Origin of the sequence: Pseudoalteromonas sp. SCSIO 43088 (assembly GCF_023650795.1) — a bacterium.
Lineage (GTDB): Bacteria > Pseudomonadota > Gammaproteobacteria > Enterobacterales > Alteromonadaceae > Pseudoalteromonas > Pseudoalteromonas shioyasakiensis.
Map to the genome: position 1 here is coordinate 310,417 of NZ_CP072675.1, position 20,776 is coordinate 331,192.

Annotated in this window: 21 protein-coding genes and 1 pseudogene; 16 read left to right on the forward strand and 6 right to left on the reverse strand. The window is 44.0% G+C overall.

Annotated features, from left to right (window positions below; genetic code table 11):
- Positions 1 to 384: 384 nt before the first annotated feature.
- The 4 genes from J8Z28_RS01505 to J8Z28_RS01520 are packed head-to-tail and all read right to left on the reverse strand — an operon-like array spanning position 385 to position 5,808.
- The gene (locus J8Z28_RS01505; RefSeq protein ID WP_055022332.1) at positions 385 to 1,284 is read right to left on the reverse strand and encodes an IS5 family transposase; all 900 of its coding nucleotides are present in this window, start codon (positions 1,282 to 1,284) and stop codon (positions 385 to 387) included.
- 37 nt (positions 1,285 to 1,321) lie between these two features.
- Positions 1,322 to 3,751, reverse strand: a complete 2,430-nt coding sequence (locus J8Z28_RS01510) for a site-specific integrase (RefSeq protein WP_250659760.1) — start codon at positions 3,749 to 3,751, stop codon at positions 1,322 to 1,324.
- Entirely contained in the window at positions 3,744 to 5,321 is a 1,578-nt protein-coding gene (locus J8Z28_RS01515) for a hypothetical protein (RefSeq protein ID WP_250659761.1), read from the reverse strand. Before J8Z28_RS01515 ends, J8Z28_RS01510 begins: the two co-directional genes overlap by 8 nt.
- Before the next feature lie 13 nt (positions 5,322 to 5,334).
- Positions 5,335 to 5,808, reverse strand: coding sequence for a hypothetical protein (locus J8Z28_RS01520; protein WP_055254443.1), 474 nt, complete (start codon positions 5,806 to 5,808; stop codon positions 5,335 to 5,337).
- Between the two features lie 461 nt (positions 5,809 to 6,269).
- Between J8Z28_RS01520 and J8Z28_RS01525 the strand changes: the two genes are divergently transcribed.
- On the forward strand, positions 6,270 to 6,584 hold the full coding sequence (locus tag J8Z28_RS01525) for a hypothetical protein (RefSeq protein ID WP_250659762.1): 315 nt from the start codon (positions 6,270 to 6,272) through the stop codon (positions 6,582 to 6,584).
- 926 nt (positions 6,585 to 7,510) lie between these two features.
- Positions 7,511 to 7,729 (forward strand): annotated as a pseudogene (gene tnpA / locus J8Z28_RS01530) (IS200/IS605 family transposase); the annotation flags it as partial.
- Positions 7,730 to 7,990: 261 nt separating this feature from the next.
- On the opposite strand, the gene J8Z28_RS01535 reads toward tnpA, so the two are convergent.
- Positions 7,991 to 8,593 (reverse strand): hypothetical protein, encoded by a 603-nt coding sequence (locus tag J8Z28_RS01535; protein WP_250659763.1) that lies wholly within the window; start codon positions 8,591 to 8,593, stop codon positions 7,991 to 7,993.
- 367 nt (positions 8,594 to 8,960) lie between these two features.
- Between J8Z28_RS01535 and J8Z28_RS01540 the strand changes: the two genes are divergently transcribed.
- The 14 genes from J8Z28_RS01540 (at position 8,961) to J8Z28_RS01605 (ending at position 20,021) form a co-directional block, all read left to right on the forward strand.
- Entirely contained in the window at positions 8,961 to 9,287 is a 327-nt protein-coding gene (locus tag J8Z28_RS01540) for a plasmid-related protein (protein ID WP_250659764.1), read from the forward strand.
- 15 nt (positions 9,288 to 9,302) lie between these two features.
- On the forward strand, positions 9,303 to 9,722 hold the full coding sequence (locus J8Z28_RS01545; protein WP_199467232.1) for a single-stranded DNA-binding protein: 420 nt from the start codon (positions 9,303 to 9,305) through the stop codon (positions 9,720 to 9,722).
- A 79-nt stretch (positions 9,723 to 9,801) separates the two neighbouring features.
- Positions 9,802 to 10,620 carry a phage recombination protein Bet gene (bet, locus tag J8Z28_RS01550; protein ID WP_250660365.1) on the forward strand — a complete coding sequence of 273 codons (819 nt, stop codon included), beginning with the start codon at positions 9,802 to 9,804 and terminating at the stop codon, positions 10,618 to 10,620.
- An 82-nt stretch (positions 10,621 to 10,702) separates the two neighbouring features.
- Entirely contained in the window at positions 10,703 to 10,846 is a 144-nt protein-coding gene (locus J8Z28_RS01555; RefSeq protein ID WP_202620840.1) for a hypothetical protein, read from the forward strand.
- Positions 10,847 to 10,906: 60 nt separating this feature from the next.
- Positions 10,907 to 11,923, forward strand: a complete 1,017-nt coding sequence (locus J8Z28_RS01560; protein WP_177340608.1) for a YqaJ viral recombinase family nuclease — start codon at positions 10,907 to 10,909, stop codon at positions 11,921 to 11,923.
- 209 nt (positions 11,924 to 12,132) lie between these two features.
- On the forward strand, positions 12,133 to 13,092 hold the full coding sequence (locus J8Z28_RS01565) for an AAA family ATPase (RefSeq protein WP_250659765.1): 960 nt from the start codon (positions 12,133 to 12,135) through the stop codon (positions 13,090 to 13,092).
- Positions 13,093 to 13,094: 2 nt separating this feature from the next.
- Positions 13,095 to 13,859, forward strand: coding sequence for a hypothetical protein (locus tag J8Z28_RS01570; protein ID WP_502934617.1), 765 nt, complete (start codon positions 13,095 to 13,097; stop codon positions 13,857 to 13,859).
- A 98-nt stretch (positions 13,860 to 13,957) separates the two neighbouring features.
- Positions 13,958 to 14,911, forward strand: a complete 954-nt coding sequence (locus J8Z28_RS01575) for a DUF3150 domain-containing protein (RefSeq protein WP_123161601.1) — start codon at positions 13,958 to 13,960, stop codon at positions 14,909 to 14,911.
- Positions 14,912 to 14,972: 61 nt separating this feature from the next.
- Positions 14,973 to 15,413: a hypothetical protein gene (locus J8Z28_RS01580; RefSeq protein WP_025574384.1), complete on the forward strand. Its 441-nt coding sequence runs from the start codon at positions 14,973 to 14,975 to the stop codon at positions 15,411 to 15,413.
- 69 nt (positions 15,414 to 15,482) lie between these two features.
- Positions 15,483 to 17,138 (forward strand): VWA domain-containing protein, encoded by a 1,656-nt coding sequence (locus tag J8Z28_RS01585; protein WP_250659767.1) that lies wholly within the window; start codon positions 15,483 to 15,485, stop codon positions 17,136 to 17,138.
- Positions 17,139 to 17,221: 83 nt separating this feature from the next.
- The gene (gene radC / locus J8Z28_RS01590; protein ID WP_113603046.1) at positions 17,222 to 17,719 is read left to right on the forward strand and encodes a RadC family protein; all 498 of its coding nucleotides are present in this window, start codon (positions 17,222 to 17,224) and stop codon (positions 17,717 to 17,719) included.
- Entirely contained in the window at positions 17,719 to 18,060 is a 342-nt protein-coding gene (locus J8Z28_RS01595) for a hypothetical protein (protein ID WP_032482365.1), read from the forward strand. The genes radC and J8Z28_RS01595 overlap by 1 nt, the downstream gene beginning before the upstream one ends.
- A 90-nt stretch (positions 18,061 to 18,150) precedes the next feature.
- Positions 18,151 to 19,224, forward strand: a complete 1,074-nt coding sequence (locus J8Z28_RS01600) for a DUF7146 domain-containing protein (protein WP_250659768.1) — start codon at positions 18,151 to 18,153, stop codon at positions 19,222 to 19,224.
- An 89-nt stretch (positions 19,225 to 19,313) separates the two neighbouring features.
- Positions 19,314 to 20,021, forward strand: coding sequence for a hypothetical protein (locus J8Z28_RS01605; RefSeq protein ID WP_250659769.1), 708 nt, complete (start codon positions 19,314 to 19,316; stop codon positions 20,019 to 20,021).
- 370 nt (positions 20,022 to 20,391) lie between these two features.
- On the opposite strand, the gene J8Z28_RS01610 is transcribed toward J8Z28_RS01605, so the two are convergent.
- Entirely contained in the window at positions 20,392 to 20,658 is a 267-nt protein-coding gene (locus J8Z28_RS01610) for a DksA/TraR family C4-type zinc finger protein (RefSeq protein ID WP_250659770.1), read from the reverse strand.
- Positions 20,659 to 20,776 lie beyond the last annotated feature (118 nt).

The following is a 20,776-nucleotide window of genomic DNA, read 5'->3' on the forward strand; positions in this document are numbered from 1 at the left end:
TGGGTATTAAATAAATAGTTAATGTTGTTTCTCCTGTAGCATGTTTAGTGATTTGAATGACTTCATTTTTCTGAGCGAACTGTGCTTTAAGCAGCTGTTTTTGTCGTTCGGTATTGGTTTTTCGATTAACGGATAATACAAATTTGCTAGTTAACCAGCCCCAATCGCTATGTCTAAAAGCGGTGGTAAATGCACGAGCGTTTTTGCTATTGCAGGCCAGCGTTATTTGTAATGATTGACCATCATCAGAAAGTGCAACGGGAGGTAGATTGCTTAGAGCTGTATGCTGCTTTTTAGAAACCGGTTGAATATGATGCTTACTGCCATTACCCCATATAAAGGGCCTTGTTGATCAAATGCAGCTCTCTAACAAATTCACTTAACTTACTGATATTTAGGCAGACCAAGGGTGTTGATCTTATTTAGCGCCTTCACTTTGATCATCGCTTCAACCAGTTGGCGATTGTAATCACGCGCATTTAGCTTAGCCCCCATCAACTGTTTAAAACGGTACATCGCTGTTTCTGCTAATGAGCGCACATGATATCCACTGAGCTTTTTCCATTGTGCGATTCCTAACTTATTGCACAACATGACAGCCTCATTGCGTGGATGCTTATCAGTCCACAGGCGTGCATTCTCTCTCGGCGGGATAACAGGTATCGCGCCTTTTTCAGTAATTTCTGCATAGCAGCGGCGGCTATCATAAGCACCATCAGCGCTCACTCTATCTATACGCCGACGTAATGGTCTTATCAAATCTTGGAGGGTCTCGCCGTCGGTGACGTTACTGAGCGTCATTTGCGCCCCCACAATATCATGCGTGTTGGCATCCACCGCAAGGTGCAGTTTTCGCCACTTTTTTCTTGCCTTTACGTGGTGCTTCTGTGCATGCCATTCACCTTCGCCAAACACCTTAAGTCCTGTGCTATCAACTACAATATCTACAAATCCAGTGGTGCGGACTTTACTGCGAAATTTAATATTCAACTCAGCACTGCGCTTACACAGACAACTGTAGGTTGGGGCTTCAAGCGGAAGCTTCATCAAAGATAATACCGATTGTGTGAACCCTTGTAGTGCCCTGAACGATAAGCCAAAGACAGCTTTGAGTGTTAAGCAAGTTTCAATAGCAAGATCAGAGAAATGATTAGAGCGGCCACGCCCACCGTGAGTACATTCGTTATACCAATGACGCGTTGCTTTTTCGTCAAACCAGAAGCGAATATTACCGCGGTTAACGAGGGCTTGATTATAGTGAGACCAGTTTGTGATTTTGCTCATTGTTGTTGCACGGGCTAGTAGGATATAGATGATCTGATCACAGGCTGGCAAGATAGTTCAAACTTTTAGGAAACAACGCCCATATAAAGCTAAGTGCACTGAAGTCGAGTGCTTTATGTTCAAACATGGCTTCAAAAATAAAACCCAGTAACGAGTGTTCGCTACTATGAATTGATTTTTTCCACATTGAGGCAAGATCAATAGTTGTACTCGTTTTTTCCGCTTCACTCTTTTTGCCAAGTATGACCTCTCTGAGCTGCCTATCACTCATTTTTACTGGTTGACTGCGTTTTTGTCCCAGTGTTTTATTGGCGTATTCAGGGCTGAGCCTAAGTAGTATTCGAGATAGGTCGTTAGATTTAGGGTGTAGCCCTAATAAATAGCGCAGCTCACTGTGCGTATATTCATGAAGAACATACGGTGCATGGGCACGACTAATAATAGGGAGTAGCCATTCAATATCATGTAAATACGACCACCTTGTTGTTTCATAGTAGAGGTGACCAATTTGCAAACCCATTTCATCTAAAAAAGCAGCATCATTCACTTCGTTAACAGCTCTGCCTTCAAACCAATAATCGAAACGAGTAGTCACCGAGTCGTTTGAAAGCACTTCTTGCTCTAATGGGGTTTTCCCTCGGTGTTCATTTGGTGTATCGATCACGAAATGTAGTGTTTGCAGCATAAACAGATGTACACCACTGTGGCGAAGATGATGAAAATTAAGATGCTTACCAAATAAATACCGTAAAGCACGCGACACAGGTAATAAGTAATAAAGCTGGCGTGAATGGTATTTCTCGCCTTCAAACCCCAACAAAGGTTCCTCGCGAGGTATGTTCTCTTTTATTTCAAATAGATATATAAATAACAGGCGGTACTGCACAGGAAGTGTGGTGTACACCATGCGAGTGGTGTTGCTTTTGGTGTTGCCTTCTGATGTATTAGTTACCGTGATCGTTATAAGACCAGTACCTGGTTTAAATCGAATATCTTTACGGCGTAACCTTAGAACTTCACCACGACGCAACATAGCGTAAAACCCTAATAATGCTGCAATCGCACCAAATAAACTACGAAAAGGGTTGTTAGTTTTGCTCGATAAAAGCACTTCAAGTAGACGGTCCAATTCGTCAACAGTTAATCGACCAGGACTCACCGATGGCGCTACCAGAGGTGAGCTAAAGCTAGATAAATCGAGTGTATCTGTTTGTTCTTGGTAGCTTAAAAAGCGTAAAAAATTATAAAAGGTGCCTTTTACTATATCGGAGTCTATTGAGTCATAGACAGTTTGAGCCCACCCATTAATAGCCTCTTCGCTAATAGCCTCTGCGTAACACAGAGGGTAGGGCTCAAGTTTACTTTTAAGTGAGGTGTAGTTTTTAATCGATCCTAATGCAAGGGACGCTTTTTTTACTCCCCCATACACAAGCAGCTGTTTTGTGTAATCAAATAACAAGCGCGGTAGAATGTTATTGGCATCCCACGGCGGTGTTTCGACAGTGCTGAAACTTTCAGAGTGTTTGAGTAAGTCTTCATGGGGCCAACGCACTTTTTTTTGTAATTTAGTTAATGAATCAAACCATTTGGTATCCCAATCGATAGCATAAATCCCGGCCTCTCTTATTTTTGATAGAGTAGTGGATTTTGATAGACCGACATGCCGCTCAGGGTTAGCCAAATCCTTAACGAAAACAGGCGGTAGCTGAAAACGAAGATACCAATGGATTTGAAATCGTTTCGGCCATATCTGTTTAATACTACAGGCCGGTAACCCATTTTCTTCCAACCAACTTGATAAGTCTGCATACAAACATTTTGAGCCGATTCTTGGAGGTGACTGCGCATAATAGTCCTCTAAGAAACGATAGCTTTCGATTGATAAATAGTAATGAGTTGTTCTTAATTCATCTGCCCCATACCCCATGTGAGTAATAGCAAGGCGTGGATTACCTTCTTTATCTATAATCGAATTCGGATTATTTAAAATAGCGCTGATATGCTCAAGCGATAAGGGGGCTATCTCAAAGCCAATTATCAATGCCATAAAGCACGGTGTTAATGAGCCCCTTGTATCAAAAAAATACGTTTTTTGTTGTTGGTAGCATGCAAAAATTTTATGTGCGTGCGCTGCACCTTTTGTAAGCTCTTCAAAATATTGATGGTTGGTGTCACTGATTGTGTTTTTTATAAGTGCTGGTAATTGCCAATGACACGCTTCTCCCAAATAAAAAAGAATCCCCTCAAGCGCCTGCTTATATGCCCGTTGCCTCCCGGTCGGAATAGCATTGATCTGCTGAGTGATCTTCCTGAGATCGGTATTATCGACAATACGCGTTTTCTTTTCTGTTATTTGCCAGTGTTCTAATACCCAAAAGATGTCATCTTCTGTAGTCTTTAATGGCCAAGATTGAGTCAAATACTCAGCAATTTTTTTTGCATGCTGATGTATAAATTTTTCAGACATAAGTTAAATCCTTCAGTCCTAAACGCTTCGGTAGTGTATTTAAAAAACCTTTAATTGCTTCGAGTCGAGGTGAGAACAACATATCGCTTCCGAGGCGCTCTCCCAGATTTTCATGCCCCATCAGCCGATCGATATCGTTGTCATATAGCTTGTCTGAAAACATATGGCTATTAGCACAGAAACTAAAAAAGTGGCGCAATTGATAAGGCACTACATTGGGCCAAATTTGATGCATGAATAAACGAAGTTCGCGACTTGTTAGGGCCTTCGGGATGTTTTTCTCACTACACGTATACCAAAGCTCATCTAATTCAGTATGTATGCTGAGTTGTGTACGAATAACTGATTGTAAGGATAAATACTGTTTAATCTCTTGTTGCAAGTAATCACAGAGTATTAGCTGCCTAAGGACACCTTTATCTTTGATAAATACAACATCAGAGCCTGAGTAATAAATTGATAATATACTGATGCTATGTGTAGGCCTTGCGCCAGTAAGAACAATAAACAGTAATGCAATACGATAGGTTGCTTTATTATAGTAATCTCGCAGCGCCGATTGATTTGCTAAATATGTTTTTGAACGAGGGCCTTTAGCCAAGACACTTTCTTTAGCATTTACGACTAACGTATGTACTTTTTGGAAAAAGTGACTGACGTGGTTATCTTCAAGTGATCGAGCACTGCCTATTAAAATCGCTGGAGTGCGCTTTTTATCACGACTGTTTTGTGTGATATCGAGTTCAAACTGACTTATCTCACCAGGTTGCGATAAATAGTCGGCCTCTGTTATTGACGTATTAATAAGGTTTACAGAATACTCTTCCAGAAAGAGCTCAAAATATACGTGGAGTTCAGCTTTTTTTGCTGCGTTAATAAGGCGTGATAAGTAGCGGTTATGCGCATTAAATATCTTGCCACGGATACGATCAGTATTTAACTGTTGGTAATATATCGCGCTAGAATGATGTGCTCTATTATTCGTTATTAGCTGTGATCGAACTATTGCACCTAGTGTGTTATCCGCCTGAGCACAATTAATAAAATAATGCTGGAAGGTATTTTTGTTAACGCGAGGGTTATCTTTTAATGTATTCGGTGTTTTCCATGCTGCCTTTATTATCTCAAATAAATGTGCTTTGTTTTTGAGATTTAAAAAAGGCGTACCGTAAGTGTGATCGCTAATAAAGCGTTGAAAAAATACATTTAAATAGGTCGGCATAGGTTGCCATAAATACACAATACGGTTTTTGTATTTATAGGGTTTCGCATACTCAGCCCACGATACTGTACCATCATAATAAGTGCGAAAAGTGTGCTTTTTACAAGGTTTTGTGGCTGGTATTTTTATAAAATCAGGAATATCACTTGCCGAACTAATGTATTTCCAGCCTAGTGTTAACCACATGAATAGTGCTACTGCAGTCATTGCTGGACGAGCTTTAGCATCAACTCTAGCTAGCTTTATCAACATAATAGCTAATGTTGTGGCGTGCGCTAATGCATTAGGGTAGCGACCACCGGCATTCCTTAAACGGTTACTTCTCGCAATATGCTCCGATATGCCCATGTTTAGCACTCCATTACCGAAAAGTTGAAGGAGATGTATTAGCTAGATTTGCCAATACATATTGTTTAGGTGTCGCTATTCCTTGCTCTTTAATGCAATTAAGACGGTGTTTAATATTTGTACTTAAATTGCTTTTTGAAAAAAGCGTTAATGCACCGTCAAAGAGTAGAGTTGTCAGAAGAACTTGTTCGGTAACTTCTTGCGGGTAAATAAGCAGTCTTAAGTTTAATTTCGCTTTCAGTGGATGTGCTTTAAAGCGTTCAAGTATGCTGCTTGCTGTAAGTGTTAAATAGCTATTATCGTCAGTATCAAAAATCACAGCTAATGGGTGCAAGTCTAATAATGACTGTATTACTTCTATAGGTAAGTCATCGATACTTTGGTTTGCTCTTAGCTGTATCACATCATTTTTGGTTAATTCAATTAGTAGCGGGTGAGGCTTCAGCTCAGCCTTTGAAAGTGGTATCGATTTTTGTTTGTATTTCATAATTAGCTTCTCTATACGTTTTAATCATCAAAAGAGCATAAAGTTTTCATTTCGCTGCTGTGACGATTAGGACATGTTAATAAGGCCTACATAATCGAAGCCGTAGTAGAAAGAGTTACTTTGCTGGATGAGAACAAAGCAACAGCTCACTCCATAAGTACAGAGTGAATCGTAATTAGAGCTCTTGATAAGCTCCAAAATAGAGCTCTTAATATGTACTCTTTAAATTTTTGTAAGTTTTTTATTTCAATTGGTTAGTGATTTTTAGGTTTCGTGTCCCATATAAAAAATCGCAGTCAAAAATGCTAAGTTATTGAAAATATACTTATGCAATTTTGTTTTGATAAATTTTGGACACAAAAAAGAGACCTATAGGCAAATTAACAAAAATGCTTATTGGTTGTGTGGTTAGGTAGGCTGGTTTAAACCTACTTTGCTAGTTCAGTTGAACTAGCGGTTAGTTGGCTAAACAGCCAAAGGGGTTTTATCGCCGAAGCGACTTTTTATTTGCCGAAGCAAAAAGGGGGTTTTATCGCCGAAGCGACTTTTTATTTGCCGAAGCAAAAAGGGGGTTTTATCGCCGAAGCGACTTTTTATTTGCCGAAGCAAAAAGAGGGTTTTATCGCCGAAGCGACTTTTTATTTGCCGAAGCAAAAAAGGGGTTTTATCGCCGAAGCGACTTTTTATTTGCCGAAGCAAAAAGATTTTTTATCGCCTTTGCGATAACGGTTTTTTATCGCCTTTGCGATAATGGTTTTTTATCGCCTTTGCGATAATGGTTTTTTATCGCCTTTGCGATAATGCTTTTTTATCGCCTTTGCGATAATGCTTTTTTATCGCCTTTGCGATAATGGTTTTTTATCGCCTTTGCGATAATGCTTTTTTATCGCCTTTGCGATAATGGTTCTCTTTCGCCGAAGCGAATTCTTTACCAAAGTAAAAAGGTTTTTGTCGTTGAAGATAGTTTTCACCTTAGCGACGTATGTAACTTATAACAGCTATAATATTTTTTCAACATTAGCGTTAGTCTAATTTTTAGATTTTTAGATCCCGCTTTAGTATTACTGAAGTTTGGCTTTTAAAAAGCTTGATAACTTTTGCGTAAATTAAATATGTACTTTCACAACTAGTTAATAGTTTACTAAATAGTACCTACGAAAGATTGGAGCATAAATATAAGATGGTGCAACACTCACATCACTTAACTTAGTTCAGTGTATTTGAGGTAAAACCGGTTTGTTACTATCTGCCTTTTCTCCGTAAATTTTAGATAGTCTAAAAATATTAGTACCCATTCATCTGAACGAACTTTGAATTTCCACACTTTTCCAGGCTTCTATACCTCTTAAGCTTTTCAAACCTTTTATCTGAAGCTATAAATAGCACTGATAACTTATAAAATAGCTCTCGTAAACCCCTATTTACGATAGCTATTATTATGTTAAGTAGGTGGTTAGGTTGCATTGGTCATGAAATAAACAGAAATATTGACTTGTATCTAGCGTCAATTAATTTGGCTGGTTTAAAGGTTCTCTCATTAGAACTCACACACATACAAAACTGGAAAAGTTAAACAATAGAAATTCTATAGATAGCCTCCATTAAAAATGGGGGGATTACCTCTGCATTCAGCGAATAATGATCTATCGCCTGTAGAGTTTGAGAATTATCAAATTAAAGTGTCCAGTTTTAGTTGACCAGAACAGTCTCGAAACTAATGGGTGCTTTAAAGGGAAAAATAGCGTTAAAGCTATTTAGCAAATATCCATACTTAAGGAAAAACAAGTTATGGGGAAACCATTTTTGGCAGAGAGGGTACTTCGTAGATACAGTAGGGATAAATGAAGAAATAATAAGACGGTATGTCAGGCACCAAGAAAAGGAAGAGGTGCAAGAGCAGGCGCAGTTAACACTGCAGTAAACAACGCCCCCTTCTAGGGGGCTAATGCAAAGCCACCTTCTTTAGAAGGTGGATCTTTTACTCATTTTTTCTCATCTGTAACACCCTAAAAGGAATTAATGCTTAGTAAAGTGAAATACTAAGCCATGATTTTGACAAGAATATAAGAAAAAAGGGGCCTGTACAACTTCAGTAAATCGCCGAAAACAGCCACTCTTTGATAAAAGGGGACCTCGAAAAACCTCCCTCACATCACCGGCTGTGTGATGGGAGCCTAGCTGGCTAGTTGGAGGGAGAATATGTTTCCTCTTCAGTTATATCGTCATCGGTTGAAGGCACCGCTTGCTCAACTTCTGCTTCTTTACCCTTAGCTTGAGCTGATTTTCGTGCTCGAATTTCGATATCAATAATGCGTCGAGCCAGTTTGATGATGCGCTGTTGCCATGCGTAGTTGCCATCAACACGTTGCTTGTTGCTAAGCACGCTAGATAACCAGAGTGTGTCCATTGAGATCATCAACGCATCGAGTTTGCGAACTAAGCCGACAAACTGGCCAACCTGGGGCGAACTTATTTTTGCGTTGAAGTTTATCGGGTCTGTGTAGTCAGGTACTTCATCGATGCCGTTGGACTCCATCAGTTTGTCCAAACGAGCTTGTTCGTTGTCTACCGCCTTAGCGCAATCCTCGATCAACTGGCTAATTATTTGTTCCACTTCATCAATTTCGTTCTCATCGCCAATGATGCGCAAAATGACATCGATTCCATAAAGCGCACTGACCGTCCGTCTAAAAACACGGTCAACGACACGTTGCGCCTGTAAGCTGTTAATTGTGAATGATTGTTCAAAGATGGGTTTTGAGTAATTGGGTTTTGCTTGGGCCATAAGTTTGCTCCTGATATGACAATAATCAGTCCCTAGACTAATCCTCTGTGAGGTAATGGCCTTTCAGCTAGGTGGAAGAATTGAGCATCTTTCTAACTATCCTGTCTGGATAAGACGGTTACACTGACTATCAAATATTGCTGATCTGTTTCAGTGATATCTGCGCCTGAGAGCATGAGTTCAAAGGAAGCCCGCTGCTGAGTTTTCTCAGTGGTACTAAGAGGTAGCTAGCCTCCTTAAACAAATAGCCTGCATGTTTTTACATGCTCAACCATGCGTTCCTTGCGGTTCGCCTTTTCACCACCCAACTGGGGGAGTTTTCCCCAGTTGAGGGTGACTCCTTCACAACCTAATTAAGGAGTCACCAATGGAGTATATCTTCGGATTTATTATCCAAATCGCAGGCATTATGTTGCTTGCAAAGCTGAGCTTGTCGCTTTTGCGATTGCTTGCTCGTCAAAGCGTGCGACCGTATCGATTTGTACTTATTCAAATCAAGCGTTCGCTCACACCAACACCAAAACGTCGTCCAATGGCAGTGCCTAAAGCTCCTGGTATGCCCCGTTTGACATCTGCGTTTTACAAAGAGCCACATCAGTACGATATGGCTTTACTCGAAATACCAACCTATCTGCGTCGTCAGTCTTCTTTGCCCAGCCGGGTAGAAGCAACTGTGTGCACAGAGTTCAACTAAGACGAGGAGAACATCATGAAAAACCAAGTAACACTCATAGGCTACGTTGGCGCTGAGCCAGAGACGCGAGCCTATCCATCAGGTGATTTGGTGACCAGCATTTCGCTGGCCACTTCTGAGAAATGGCGCGACCGTCAATCCAATGAGCTCAAAGAGCATACGGAATGGCATCGGGTCGTTTTTCGAGATCGTGGTGGATTTAAGTTAGGGCTAAGGGCAAAAGATTTAATCCAAAAAGGAGCGAAGCTTTTTGTTCAAGGGCCTCAGCGCACGCGCTCATGGGAGAAAGATGGTATTAAGCATCGATTGACCGAAGTGGACGCGGACGAGTTTCTGCTTCTTGATAGTGTGAACAAAGCATCTGAGCCATCAGCGGCGGATGATGCGGGCTCCCAAACTAATTGGGCACAAACATATCCTGAACCAGATTTTTAACTGAGCAAAAACGCTTTAACCCAGCCGGGAGTACTTTCCCGTCAGGGGCAGACTCCCACTTTGATTGTCGGAGTCCAAAATGGAAAAACCAAAGCTAATCCAACGCTTTGCTGAGCGCTTTAGTGTCGATCCAAACAAGTTGTTCGATACCCTAAAAGCAACAGCATTCAAGCAACGTGACGGTAGTGCACCGACCAATGAGCAGATGATGGCGCTCTTGGTGGTTGCAGATCAGTACGGCTTGAACCCTTTCACCAAAGAGATTTTTGCGTTCCCTGATAAACAAGCTGGGATTATCCCAGTGGTAGGTGTCGATGGATGGTCTCGCATCATCAATCAACACGACCAGTTTGATGGCATGGAGTTTAAGACTTCAGAAAACAAAGTCTCCCTGGATGGCGCGAAAGAATGCCCGGAATGGATGGAATGCATCATCTATCGGCGCGACCGTTCGCACCCAGTCAAAATCACTGAGTATCTGGATGAAGTCTATCGATCGCCTTTTGAAGGTAACGGCAAAAATGGCCCTTACCGTGTAGATGGTCCATGGCAGACGCACACTAAGCGAATGCTAAGACATAAATCCATGATCCAGTGTTCCCGCATTGCGTTTGGCTTTGTGGGAATTTTCGATCAAGACGAAGCGGAGCGAATTATCGAAGGCCAAGCAACACACGTTGTTGAGCCATCGGTGATATCACCCGAGCAAGTTGATGATCGAACCCGAGGGCTTGTTTACAAGCTTATCGAGCGGGCGGAAGCTTCAAACGCATGGAATAGTGCATTGGAATATGCCAATGAACATTTTCAAGGTGTTGAACTGACGTTTGCGAAACAAGAAATATTTAATGCACAGCAACAAGCAGCCAAAGCGCTCACACAGCCTTTAGCTTCTTAGCGCCACGCATTCATTTTACTAACCCTGGCGGGATTATTCTCCCGTCAGGGGGAAGGTCTCGTCTTTTTATTGGAGATCTTCCATGACTAAATCAGCCTCACTTTTTCGCTTGGCATTGGTTGTTGCCCTTGTCGTAGGTTCGATTCAAGCCGGTATAGCGGCAATTGATTCGGTTCAAGCAAGTGTTGTCCAGCACCAAACATCGTTAGCACAAGCTGCAAAGTAACCACTTAACCCTGAAGGGGAGTTCTCTCCTTCGGGGGAGTCTCCCCTCAAAGGAGACAATATGAAGGTTATCGACCTATCACAACGTACTCCTGCATGGCACCAGTGGCGCATTGCAGGGGTTACGGCATCTGAAGCCCCAATTATTATGGGGCGTTCACCCTACAAAACACCTTGGCGATTATGGGCAGAAAAAACGGGATTCGTATTACCGGAAGACCTGTCGAATAATCCTAATGTGCTTCGCGGTATTCGGTTGGAGCCTCAAGCAAGGCGAGCATTTGAGAATGCGCATAATGACTTTCTTCTGCCGTTATGTGCAGAAGCCGATCATAACGCAATCTTTCGAGCCAGCTTTGATGGCATCAACGATGCGGGCGAACCCGTTGAACTGAAATGTCCTTGCCAGTCAGTTTTTGAGGATGTGCAAGCTCACCGAGAACAAAGTGAGGCGTACCAGTTATATTGGGTGCAAGTACAGCATCAAATACTGGTCGCCAATAGCACGCGTGGTTGGTTGGTATTCTATTTTGAGGATCAACTGATTGAGTTTGAAATACAACGAGACGCGGCGTTCTTAACTGAATTGCAAGAAACGGCGCTTCAGTTTTGGGAGTTAGTTCAAACTAAAAAAGAACCGCCAAAATGCCCTGAGCAAGATTGTTTTGTTCCCAAGGGTGAAGCCCAGTACCGCTGGACATCGCTATCACGGCAGTATTGCTCAGCACATGCCGAAGTGGTTCGACTGGAAAATCACATTAAATCTTTGAAAGAGGAAATGCGAGACGCTCAGTCAAAATTGGTCGCTATGATGGGTAACTACGCTCATGCCGACTATGCTGGGGTCAAACTCAGCCGCTACATGATGGCGGGGACGGTGGACTATAAGCAATTGGCCACCGATAAATTAGGCGAGCTGGACGAACAGGTTTTAGCTGCTTACCGAAAAGCGCCACAAGAGCGGTTGCGCATCAGCACCAATAAGCCAGATCAGCCCGTTGAAACACCAATCAAAATCAGCCTTGAGCAAGAAAACTTGGTTCTGCCAGGTGACTCGCCGAGCTCATTTTACTTTTAACGTTTACTTGGAGCCGATTTCGGCTCCTTTCTCATGCGCTTATATCGAGTGCATCAGAAAGCAGTTTCACTCGTAGCCCATGCTGGGTACGAATGATAGAGCGAGCTGAACTCTTACATACACAGCCATACCACAATCAACACACCACCCGACGGGGACTTCATTCCCTGTTGGGGTATGGGGCCTCGTCAAAACAGATGAGGTTTACCATGACTGAACAATCCCCATTTTTGGTTCAAGTGAATCAAGCGTTTAATGTCCCGGCTCCTGATGCTTTCGTTCTGGAAGGATTTGGTGCCGACACTACCCATCCAAACATTCCCGTTCGCAAGGACGAGTATGTTTTTAGAAAAGAAGACTTACGTGACGTATTGGCGTTTTTGTCTAACCCAGACGGTGATGGTTTGTATATTACAGGCCCCACGGGATGCGGTAAGACCTCGCTAATTTGCCAAGTTGCTTCTCGATTGAATTGGCCAGTTCAGCAAATTACTGCGCATGGTCGATTGGAGTTGTCCGATCTTATCGGTCACCACACACTGGTTAATGGCAACATGACCTTTGTTTATGGACCGCTGGCACTGGCTGTCAAGCATGGCCATTTGCTGATCATTAATGAAATGGATCTTGCTGAGCCTGCTGAACTGGCTGGGCTCAATGACATTTTGGAAGGTGCCCCGTTGGTCATCGCACAAAATGGCGGTGAGATCATCATGCCACATAACAAGTTTCGTTTTATCGCAACCGGCAACAGTGCGGGCAGCGGTGATCAAACGGGCTTGTATCAAGGTGTGCTTCAACAGAATTTGGCTTTCCTTGATCGCTTTAGAATCATTGAAGCGACCTATGCAGAGCCATCTGTAGAAGAAGCCATTCTGGAGAACGTTGCGCCGGGCTTGCCAGAAGTCTTTCGCCAAAAAATGGTGAAAGTAGCTGGTGACATTCGTCGTCTTTTTATTGGGGGCGCGGATGGCGGTGCTGAGCTTAGTATCACCATGTCCACTCGGACCTTGGTGCGCTGGGCAAAGCTAACACTTGCTTTTAAAGGCGCTCCTAACGCAGTGGAGTATGCGCTGATTCGGTCTTTGACGGCTCGTGCTGAGTTGGAGCAACGTGAAGCCATTCATCGTATTGCTGCTGATGTCTTCGGTGACCATTGGGAGGATTGATGATGGAAAAGTGCTTTGCTCTTTACCGTTACAGTCATTCTGATGGGACAGCCAAAGAATGGGCCATTTACGTTGGATTAGATACCCAGGTGATTGAAGTTCGGTTTGGAAAAGCCGGTCAATTGTCACAGCAGCGATTGATTGACTCGACTGATCCTAACGCTGAAGCAGACCGACGAATCAATGAGAAAATCAACAAGGGTTATCGATTGGTTGGACAAGTCGGCATTGATCATCAAGGGCGGCCATTTGAACTCTCAAATGCGCTAGATAGCGTCGCGTGTGCCAATAACGTCAGTTGGGAGTTTCGTACTCGCAAGGACGTCAATGGCCAAATATCGCTGGCGCAAAAAGCGTTGTTCGATATGGCAAAGCTGCTTGAAGCCTATGGCTTGGCTGTTATTGATGATAACCAGGTCAGGATTGGAGAATGGTCATTAGGGTTTTGCAAAGGCGCATTACCTAGTACCAATCAAATCAGCATGGTGTCAGGTGAAGGCGCTGGCATTGTTAACACTGATGATGGCCCGTGGCCATTGTTGCTGTTACTGGCCTTTAAGCGTCAATTACCACCACTGTGTTCGCTCACAGTAGCGAGTCCTGAAGGGATAGAAGTATCTGACCAACTGAAGTTGGAAAAAGATGTATTGAGGCTGTTAGGCAGTGATTTAGAGCGGGTTCGCCCGATAGCTGAAGCACTGGACTTAATGCCTGCGAAAATCGATCTCAACCAATCGTCGCCTGATTCGCAAAATTACTATTTCTGATAGTGATGTTGCCATTAGCGCGTCAACTACTACCACCCAAACGGGGGCTATTGCTCCTGTTGGGAGTGATGCGTCCCCATCTTACATGAGGATGCACTATGAGTATTCAAACCCTCGACAAACTTTTGATTTGTCACATCGACTGTTCCATCTGGAGCGGTAGAAAAAAACTACGGCCTGAAGATTTCAGATTAGCCAATGGCAGCCAACTTCCACCTAAGGATGTTGCCAGCTTAGGGAGTAAAAAAATTTGCGACCCTGAGGCATTGGCGAACTTTGAAAGGCTTAAGAAAGAAGCGCAGCGTTTGTGTGAGCAAGTCGGTGTGCGGTTCTTAGGTGGCTATGCCGTCCCTGAAGATCGAATTGATCAAATTATTCCAGAGCTTGACCGTATAGGTCAGGAGTTTGCGCAGTGCAAGCAGTTGTTCTTGGACAACTATGATCAGGTGACGTTTGACTGGGTTGCAAAACATCCGGAATTTGCAGATGCAATCCGGCGTGCGCTGTCACCCGTCGAAGACGTGGAACAACGGCTTCAGTTCGATTATGCCATTTATCGAATGCAACCAGCTGAACAAGCTGGTGGCTTAGATGACAAGGTCAATGGTATGGGACACACCCTCTTTAGGGAGGTGGCTCGTGATGCCAATGAACTGTTTGAGCGTTCCGTTGCAGGTAAGAATCAAATCAGCCAGCGAGCCCTTAATCCTCTCAAACGGTTAAGAGACAAGTTGGATGGTTTGTCCTTCCTGGATCATCGAGTTCAGCCGATGGTTGAAGCGATGGACAATTTATTTGTTCGTCTGCCGAAGACCGGCCCTGTGACAGACAATCTCTATCACGAACTGATGGCGACCATTTTAATTTTGTCTGATCCAGACAAGATGAGAATGCACGGTGAAGGTCAATTGGATATCAGACAACTGATGCCCAAACCTGAACCTAAACCCGCACAGCCAGTATCTGCTCAGGCAGATAACTTGCGTGCAATAACCCAACCAACCGTCAGACCAAACCTTGGTTCGACTGTACCAAACTCATTTTATTTCTAACGTCCTTGAGGGCATGTTGCCCTTAAGGGCGCATGTCCTCTGAACTATGTAAGAGGAAATTATGCAATCAACTATCCATAACCCCAGCCAACTGAACCAGTTTGAAGCACATTTTCGTGGTGTGACTGATGCGGTTGAAAGTGAATCGATACCAGAAGTGGCGTGTTGTCGAACGTTAGTACAACGGTCGTACTCAACACATAGTGTCGTGATCCCCAAGAATCCTGTTTTGATCGCAGATGCGGACGCACAAGGAGCTTGGGTAACGGCCATGGTATTTGTTCCAAACATGGCATTGCAGCAAACCGCTTATGAGCGGGCCTGGCTGCAATATCAACACGAGGTGTCTACTCAGTTACAAGATCAGTACGGTCTGACATTGGATGACATCCTGAGTTTAGACCAGCTTAAAACGTCATTTGAGCAGCACGAGAGTCCAGCTCAATTGGTGGCTTGGTTAGGTCAAAAATACGACCTGGATAAGCTAAAAGCACAGGTTTAAACATCCATATTCCCAGCGGGGAAACGCTCCCGCTGAGGGAGTATTCCCCCTAATGATTAGGAGACTCCCATGAATCATCCATTAAAAAATGCACTGCCAATCGTTGCCGCCGCTTATGGCGAAAAGTTTGGTGTGAAGGTGCTTATTCAAGGACAAGATGCGTTTACCGATGGAGAGCGGATTGTGATCCCAACAGCAAACCCAGACGACCCACACTATCAACAGATAGCTTGGGGTTATCTGGCTCATGAAGCGGCGCATATTCGGCATACCAATTTTGACATGGTGCAGAAGGCGTCGTCCAAACCGATCCGTAAGGCACTTCTCAATATCATTGAGGACGTTCGCATTGAAAACGAATTGGCAAAGGATTACCCCGGAACCCGGCGCAGTATTTCGCAAGTGATTGAGTACATGGTAGACACTCAGCAAATGTGTGTACCTGAACAGCTTGAGCCTGCATCTAACTTGCAAGCCTGGTTGTTGTGCCGCTTGAGATGCCATTTTCTGGGCCAGAAAGCGCTGACGCCTTTGTATCAAGCAGTTGATGAAAGAGTGAGACAACTCTTTCCTGCCGCAGCGATGAGCCGGTTAAGCGCCATGCTGACAGCAGTGCCTAGCTTAGGGTCTACAGGTGAAGTGCTGAAACTTGTCGATGCCATCGTTGCCATGTTGGAAGAAGAATCTCGTCCACCACAGGATGAGTCGGATGCTGATAGCGGTAATGACATTGGACAAGATTCGAGTAATGACAGCAATAGCAGTAGTGACAGTCAAACCCCGGAAACAGGTTCGTCTGCAACAGGGGATGCTGCTGAAACGGGTGATTCTGATAACTCTGATCAAGCTGACAACTTGCGACAAGCCTTAGAGGCCAGTGCCGCTCAGTTTGAACCCGATACCTTTGCACAAGTGGCAGAAGTGTTGTCGGAACAAGCTGAAGGACATCAGGGCGTCACTCCACTCAGTTTGCCCCAAGCAGAGCAGGCAATGTTGGGTGATGAGGCTATTTTGACCTTATCGGCGTCGGAGTCTGCTCAAATTCGAGCCCGACTTAGGGGCATGGTTCAGTCCAGTCAGGACAATCGGAATCATGTCAAAAGGCACGGTCTTCGAGTTGCAACCCATCGTCTTGCCGCTTCACAAGCAGGTGAGTCGAGATTGTTTATTCAAAGGCAACCTCGCATTGCGCCTAATGCTGCTGTGCACTTGCTGGTCGATATATCGGGTTCAATGGGTAAACCCATTGGCGAAGGTAATCGAAAGTACTTTCATGTTGCCAATGAAGCCGCTTTGGCTTTGGCCATGGCACTGGAAGGCATACCGGGTGTTGTACCTGCGGTCAGTTATTTTCCTGGTATTCATCAGGAAGTTTCTATCGCGTTATTGCCCAAGCAATCGGTTCGACATCGGGCCGCCTGTTTTGACCAAAAACCACGAGGTTGTACGCCTATGGCACAAGCGATGTGGTTTGCTGCAAACAGTTTGTTAGCACAAAAACAGAAGCGAAAGCTAATGATAGTGCTAACGGATGGTGACCCAGATGATTGGGCTGCTACGCATGACATTGTTGACCGGTGCAGACGAAGTGGCTTTGAGCTGCTGGGAATAGGGATTCAAACACGCAGTGTTGAGAAGTTCTTTCCTCAAAGCATCGTGATTAATGACGTCAAAGATCTAAAGCGAGAGTTATTCGAAGTAACACAACAACTGTTAATTCAGTAACCACATCAACTTTACCACCCTGCGGGGACGATTCCGTCCCCGTCAGGGCATGGGTTCGTCTCCGCTTTTTTTTGGAGACTCCTATGAAAAACAAAAAGTTCTTAGCTGGCGAAGAAGCCGGTACTTACATCGTTCCTGACCAAGTGACTGAAGCGGATATCTTAGATATGGCGCTTAAACTTGCCCGTGGTCGATTGACTAAAGGTCGAAAAATTGAACAGCCATCGTCGGCGTTCTCATACCTGCAAACACTGATGCACGAGTATGAGCACGAAGTCTTTGGTGTACTGTTTCTTGATACAAAGCATCGCGTTATTCGATTTGAAGAGCTGTTCAAAGGCACTTTAGATGCGGCGAGCGTGTATCCAAGGGAAGTAACAAAGCGTGCGCTAGAGCTTAATGCGGCAGCAGTGATACTGGTTCATAACCATCCATCGGGTGATCCTGAACCCAGTGAAGCTGATAAACGCATCACTCATCGACTCCGTGACGCCTTGTCACTTGTTGATATTCGAACGCTTGACCATGTCGTGGTCGCATCCGAGGGCTGCGTTTCGCTTGCCGAACGCGGTTATCTTTAATGAATGGGCGCATTGCCCATTCTCCTACATCACAAAAGCAGTCCCATCAACACACATCATCACAGCTCGAATTTCTATTTGAGTTTGATGATGCCCCAGTCACTTGGTCTGACACGGAAATCTGGCAGTTACGCGAAGGCATTCTATTGGATGCGATCCGAGTATTGCTGGATGGCCGTGTCAGTACTCGGTTGCGAAAGGATGTGTTGTCGTGGATTCAAAATGACGAATTAGCGCCATTTTGCTTTCGTGTTTGCGCGATGGCTGCGGTTGTCGATCCTGATGTGCTTCGTGACTCCATCATGTGGCTATTAAGACGACATGGTATCCAGCTTGACTAACGCGCCTGTATTAACCGAACGGCTAATGCAGGACCTAAGCTGACTTTTACCACCTGTGGTAGGAGTCGGCATTTTACTTAAGGAGGTTATATGGCGTTACCTTTACAGATTGAAACAGTAAGGCCATATCTTAATGGCCAATGGCTTCAAGTCTTGGCGGCATTGGTGCCTGAACTTGATGCCGCTATTGCTCGAAAAGGCCGTCATGTGGCTTGTCCTGTTCATGGCGGTCGTGATGGCTTTAGGCTGTTCAAAGATGCTGAATATACCGGAGGTGGCGTTTGTAACACCTGCGGGATCTTTCATGATGGCTTTGAACTGTTGTCTTGGATTAATGGATGGAACTTTGCTCAGTCTATTGAAGCAATCGGCCAGGTTCTTGGTATTCAACCCGGACAAATACAAGCGTCTATTCGGCCAATACCGAGTAACGCAGTTGATTGGAAGGCTAGAAAGCAGGACGAGGACAAAGCGATTATCCATCGCTTGAATCAAACCTGGGGAGAAACGCTATCTCTTGCAGATACTCGTGCGCAACCAGTTTGGAAATACTTGCATCGTCGTGGCATTGTTACCCGGCTTCGTCCTGAATGGGATTCGGTGCTGAGGTTTCATCCAAACTTGCCTTACCATGATGAAGATGGTCTGTTTATCGATAGCTACCCAGCGCTGCTAGGTAAAATCGTTACGCAGCAAGGGCGTTCGGCCACGTTCCATCGGATCTACCTAAGTGAAGATGGATTCAAAGCGCCGGTTGAAAAGCCTAAAAAGATGATGCCGATACCAAGTGACAGAACAATCACTGGTGGTGCCATTCCTATAGGTGAGCCTGGTGAAGTACTAGGTGTTTCTGAAGGTATAGAAACGGCCCTAGCGGTAACCAGAGCAACGGGGCAAACATGTTGGTCGGTTGTGAATGCAACGCTACTGGCTAGGTTTGAACCACCAAGTAATGTGAAAATGCTGTACATCTGGGCAGATCACGATCTCTCTGAGACCGGCCTGAAGGCAGCGAATGAACTCAAGAAAAAAGCCTGGCAAAAAGGCATTCTGACACAAGTGTTGATCCCTCCGATACCAACGTCACTTGGCGTGAAAAGTTGGGATTGGAATGATGTGCTGAATGTTTACGGTGCCATCGGCTTTCCGAAAGTTCATATCTGATCCAAGGGGCTTCGGCCCCTTTTTTTGCGCCTTGCATATTTGAAAAAACATGGAGAATGAAAAATAGATAACCAATAGGAGAAACAAACATGATGGTATTAACCCTGTTAACAAAGCAGATTGATGGTGAGTTTACGGTTTACTGGAAGACCGGCATTCGAAGAGGTGGCGAGCTAAAGGTCAATTTAGGTGAGCAATACGACAAGCTACCTGAGCAGCAAAAGCCAATTGCAGCTGAGCTCTATGCTATTCATCACCTCTTGTCAGTGAAAGAGGTGATGGGCAGTAACCGAAGCGGCAATGGGCTTCAAATCCGAGTCAGTAAAGGAGCCATCAAAAAGTTACAGAAACAACGCTCAACTCAGCATTCACTGTACATCCTGACTAGGTTTTTGCTTACTCGATACCAGGAAGCACAGATCTCGGCAGAGAAACGGGACGATTGGCTCTCACATTCCTTCGAAGAATACAGCGTCGATAATGCTACAGTGAGAGAAATCGATGAGGTCATCAACGTTCCGAACATTGGACCTGTCGTGGTGACTCGTCATGCACTGGAACGGTTTGTGGAAAGGCTTTCAGACGGTGTACCTAAGCATCCTTGGAAGGCTTTGTGCACAAAGCTGTTATGTTCTGCGCTAACTAAAGCCGAGTTACCAGAAAGCGTCGCTACTAAAAAAGCAAAAAAATATGCACAAGAGGCCGAATTCTGGCAGCACGTGGAGAGCAAGATGTACTTTGTTATGATTACGGGTGACTCAATGAAGACATTGGTTACGGTTTTTGCAGTAAAGTAAGCTAATGTAGTATTCGCACTTTATGAATATTACTTATGTGCCAATAGCTGACATTAAGCTTTTGCACATTCAGGAGCATATTTAAGCTAATATTAGCCTAAATTTACTGTTAACTTGTGGGGCTGGTTGAACTCACAGCTCATTGCTGCCGTTGATATTTAAGCAGTGAACGTTAATAATTTACCGGAATAATAACTAGAACAACTCTTTGCTCTATTACACTTTGTACCTTGATTTCACGCCATGGTCATTTAGATTGCATAAGAAGTTACTTATTAATGCCGATGTCAATATTTATTCTGAACGTTGGGTAATCTAGTCTGGACTAATATTTGTTAACAATAAAAGTGTGTTGTTTTTTTACAGCATGTTAACGAAGTTGGCTATCTTTACTTCCGCGTCGGTTATAAAGGTTATGACTGGTTTGGCTTTCTTCAAATATACTTTGGCACTTAATACATAAGTTTATACCAGCGATTGCACGACGTCGTGCTTCAGGGATTTTAACGTCACACTCTTCACAATATAATAAGCTGTCTCCCATGGGTAATTGATTACGAACCTGTGCTACCGCGTCTTCCACGCTAGAATCGATTTGTTCTTGAACTGCTCCATCCTTAGACCATCCGCCCGCCATAAATTTCTCCTTTATTAATAAAATGTGTTATATAAAAACTTTTGATAAATCCCCCTAAATCTATGATGATAAAAATAGGTTTATACTGCTTCTGAATGCAAAAAAACACCGACTAATC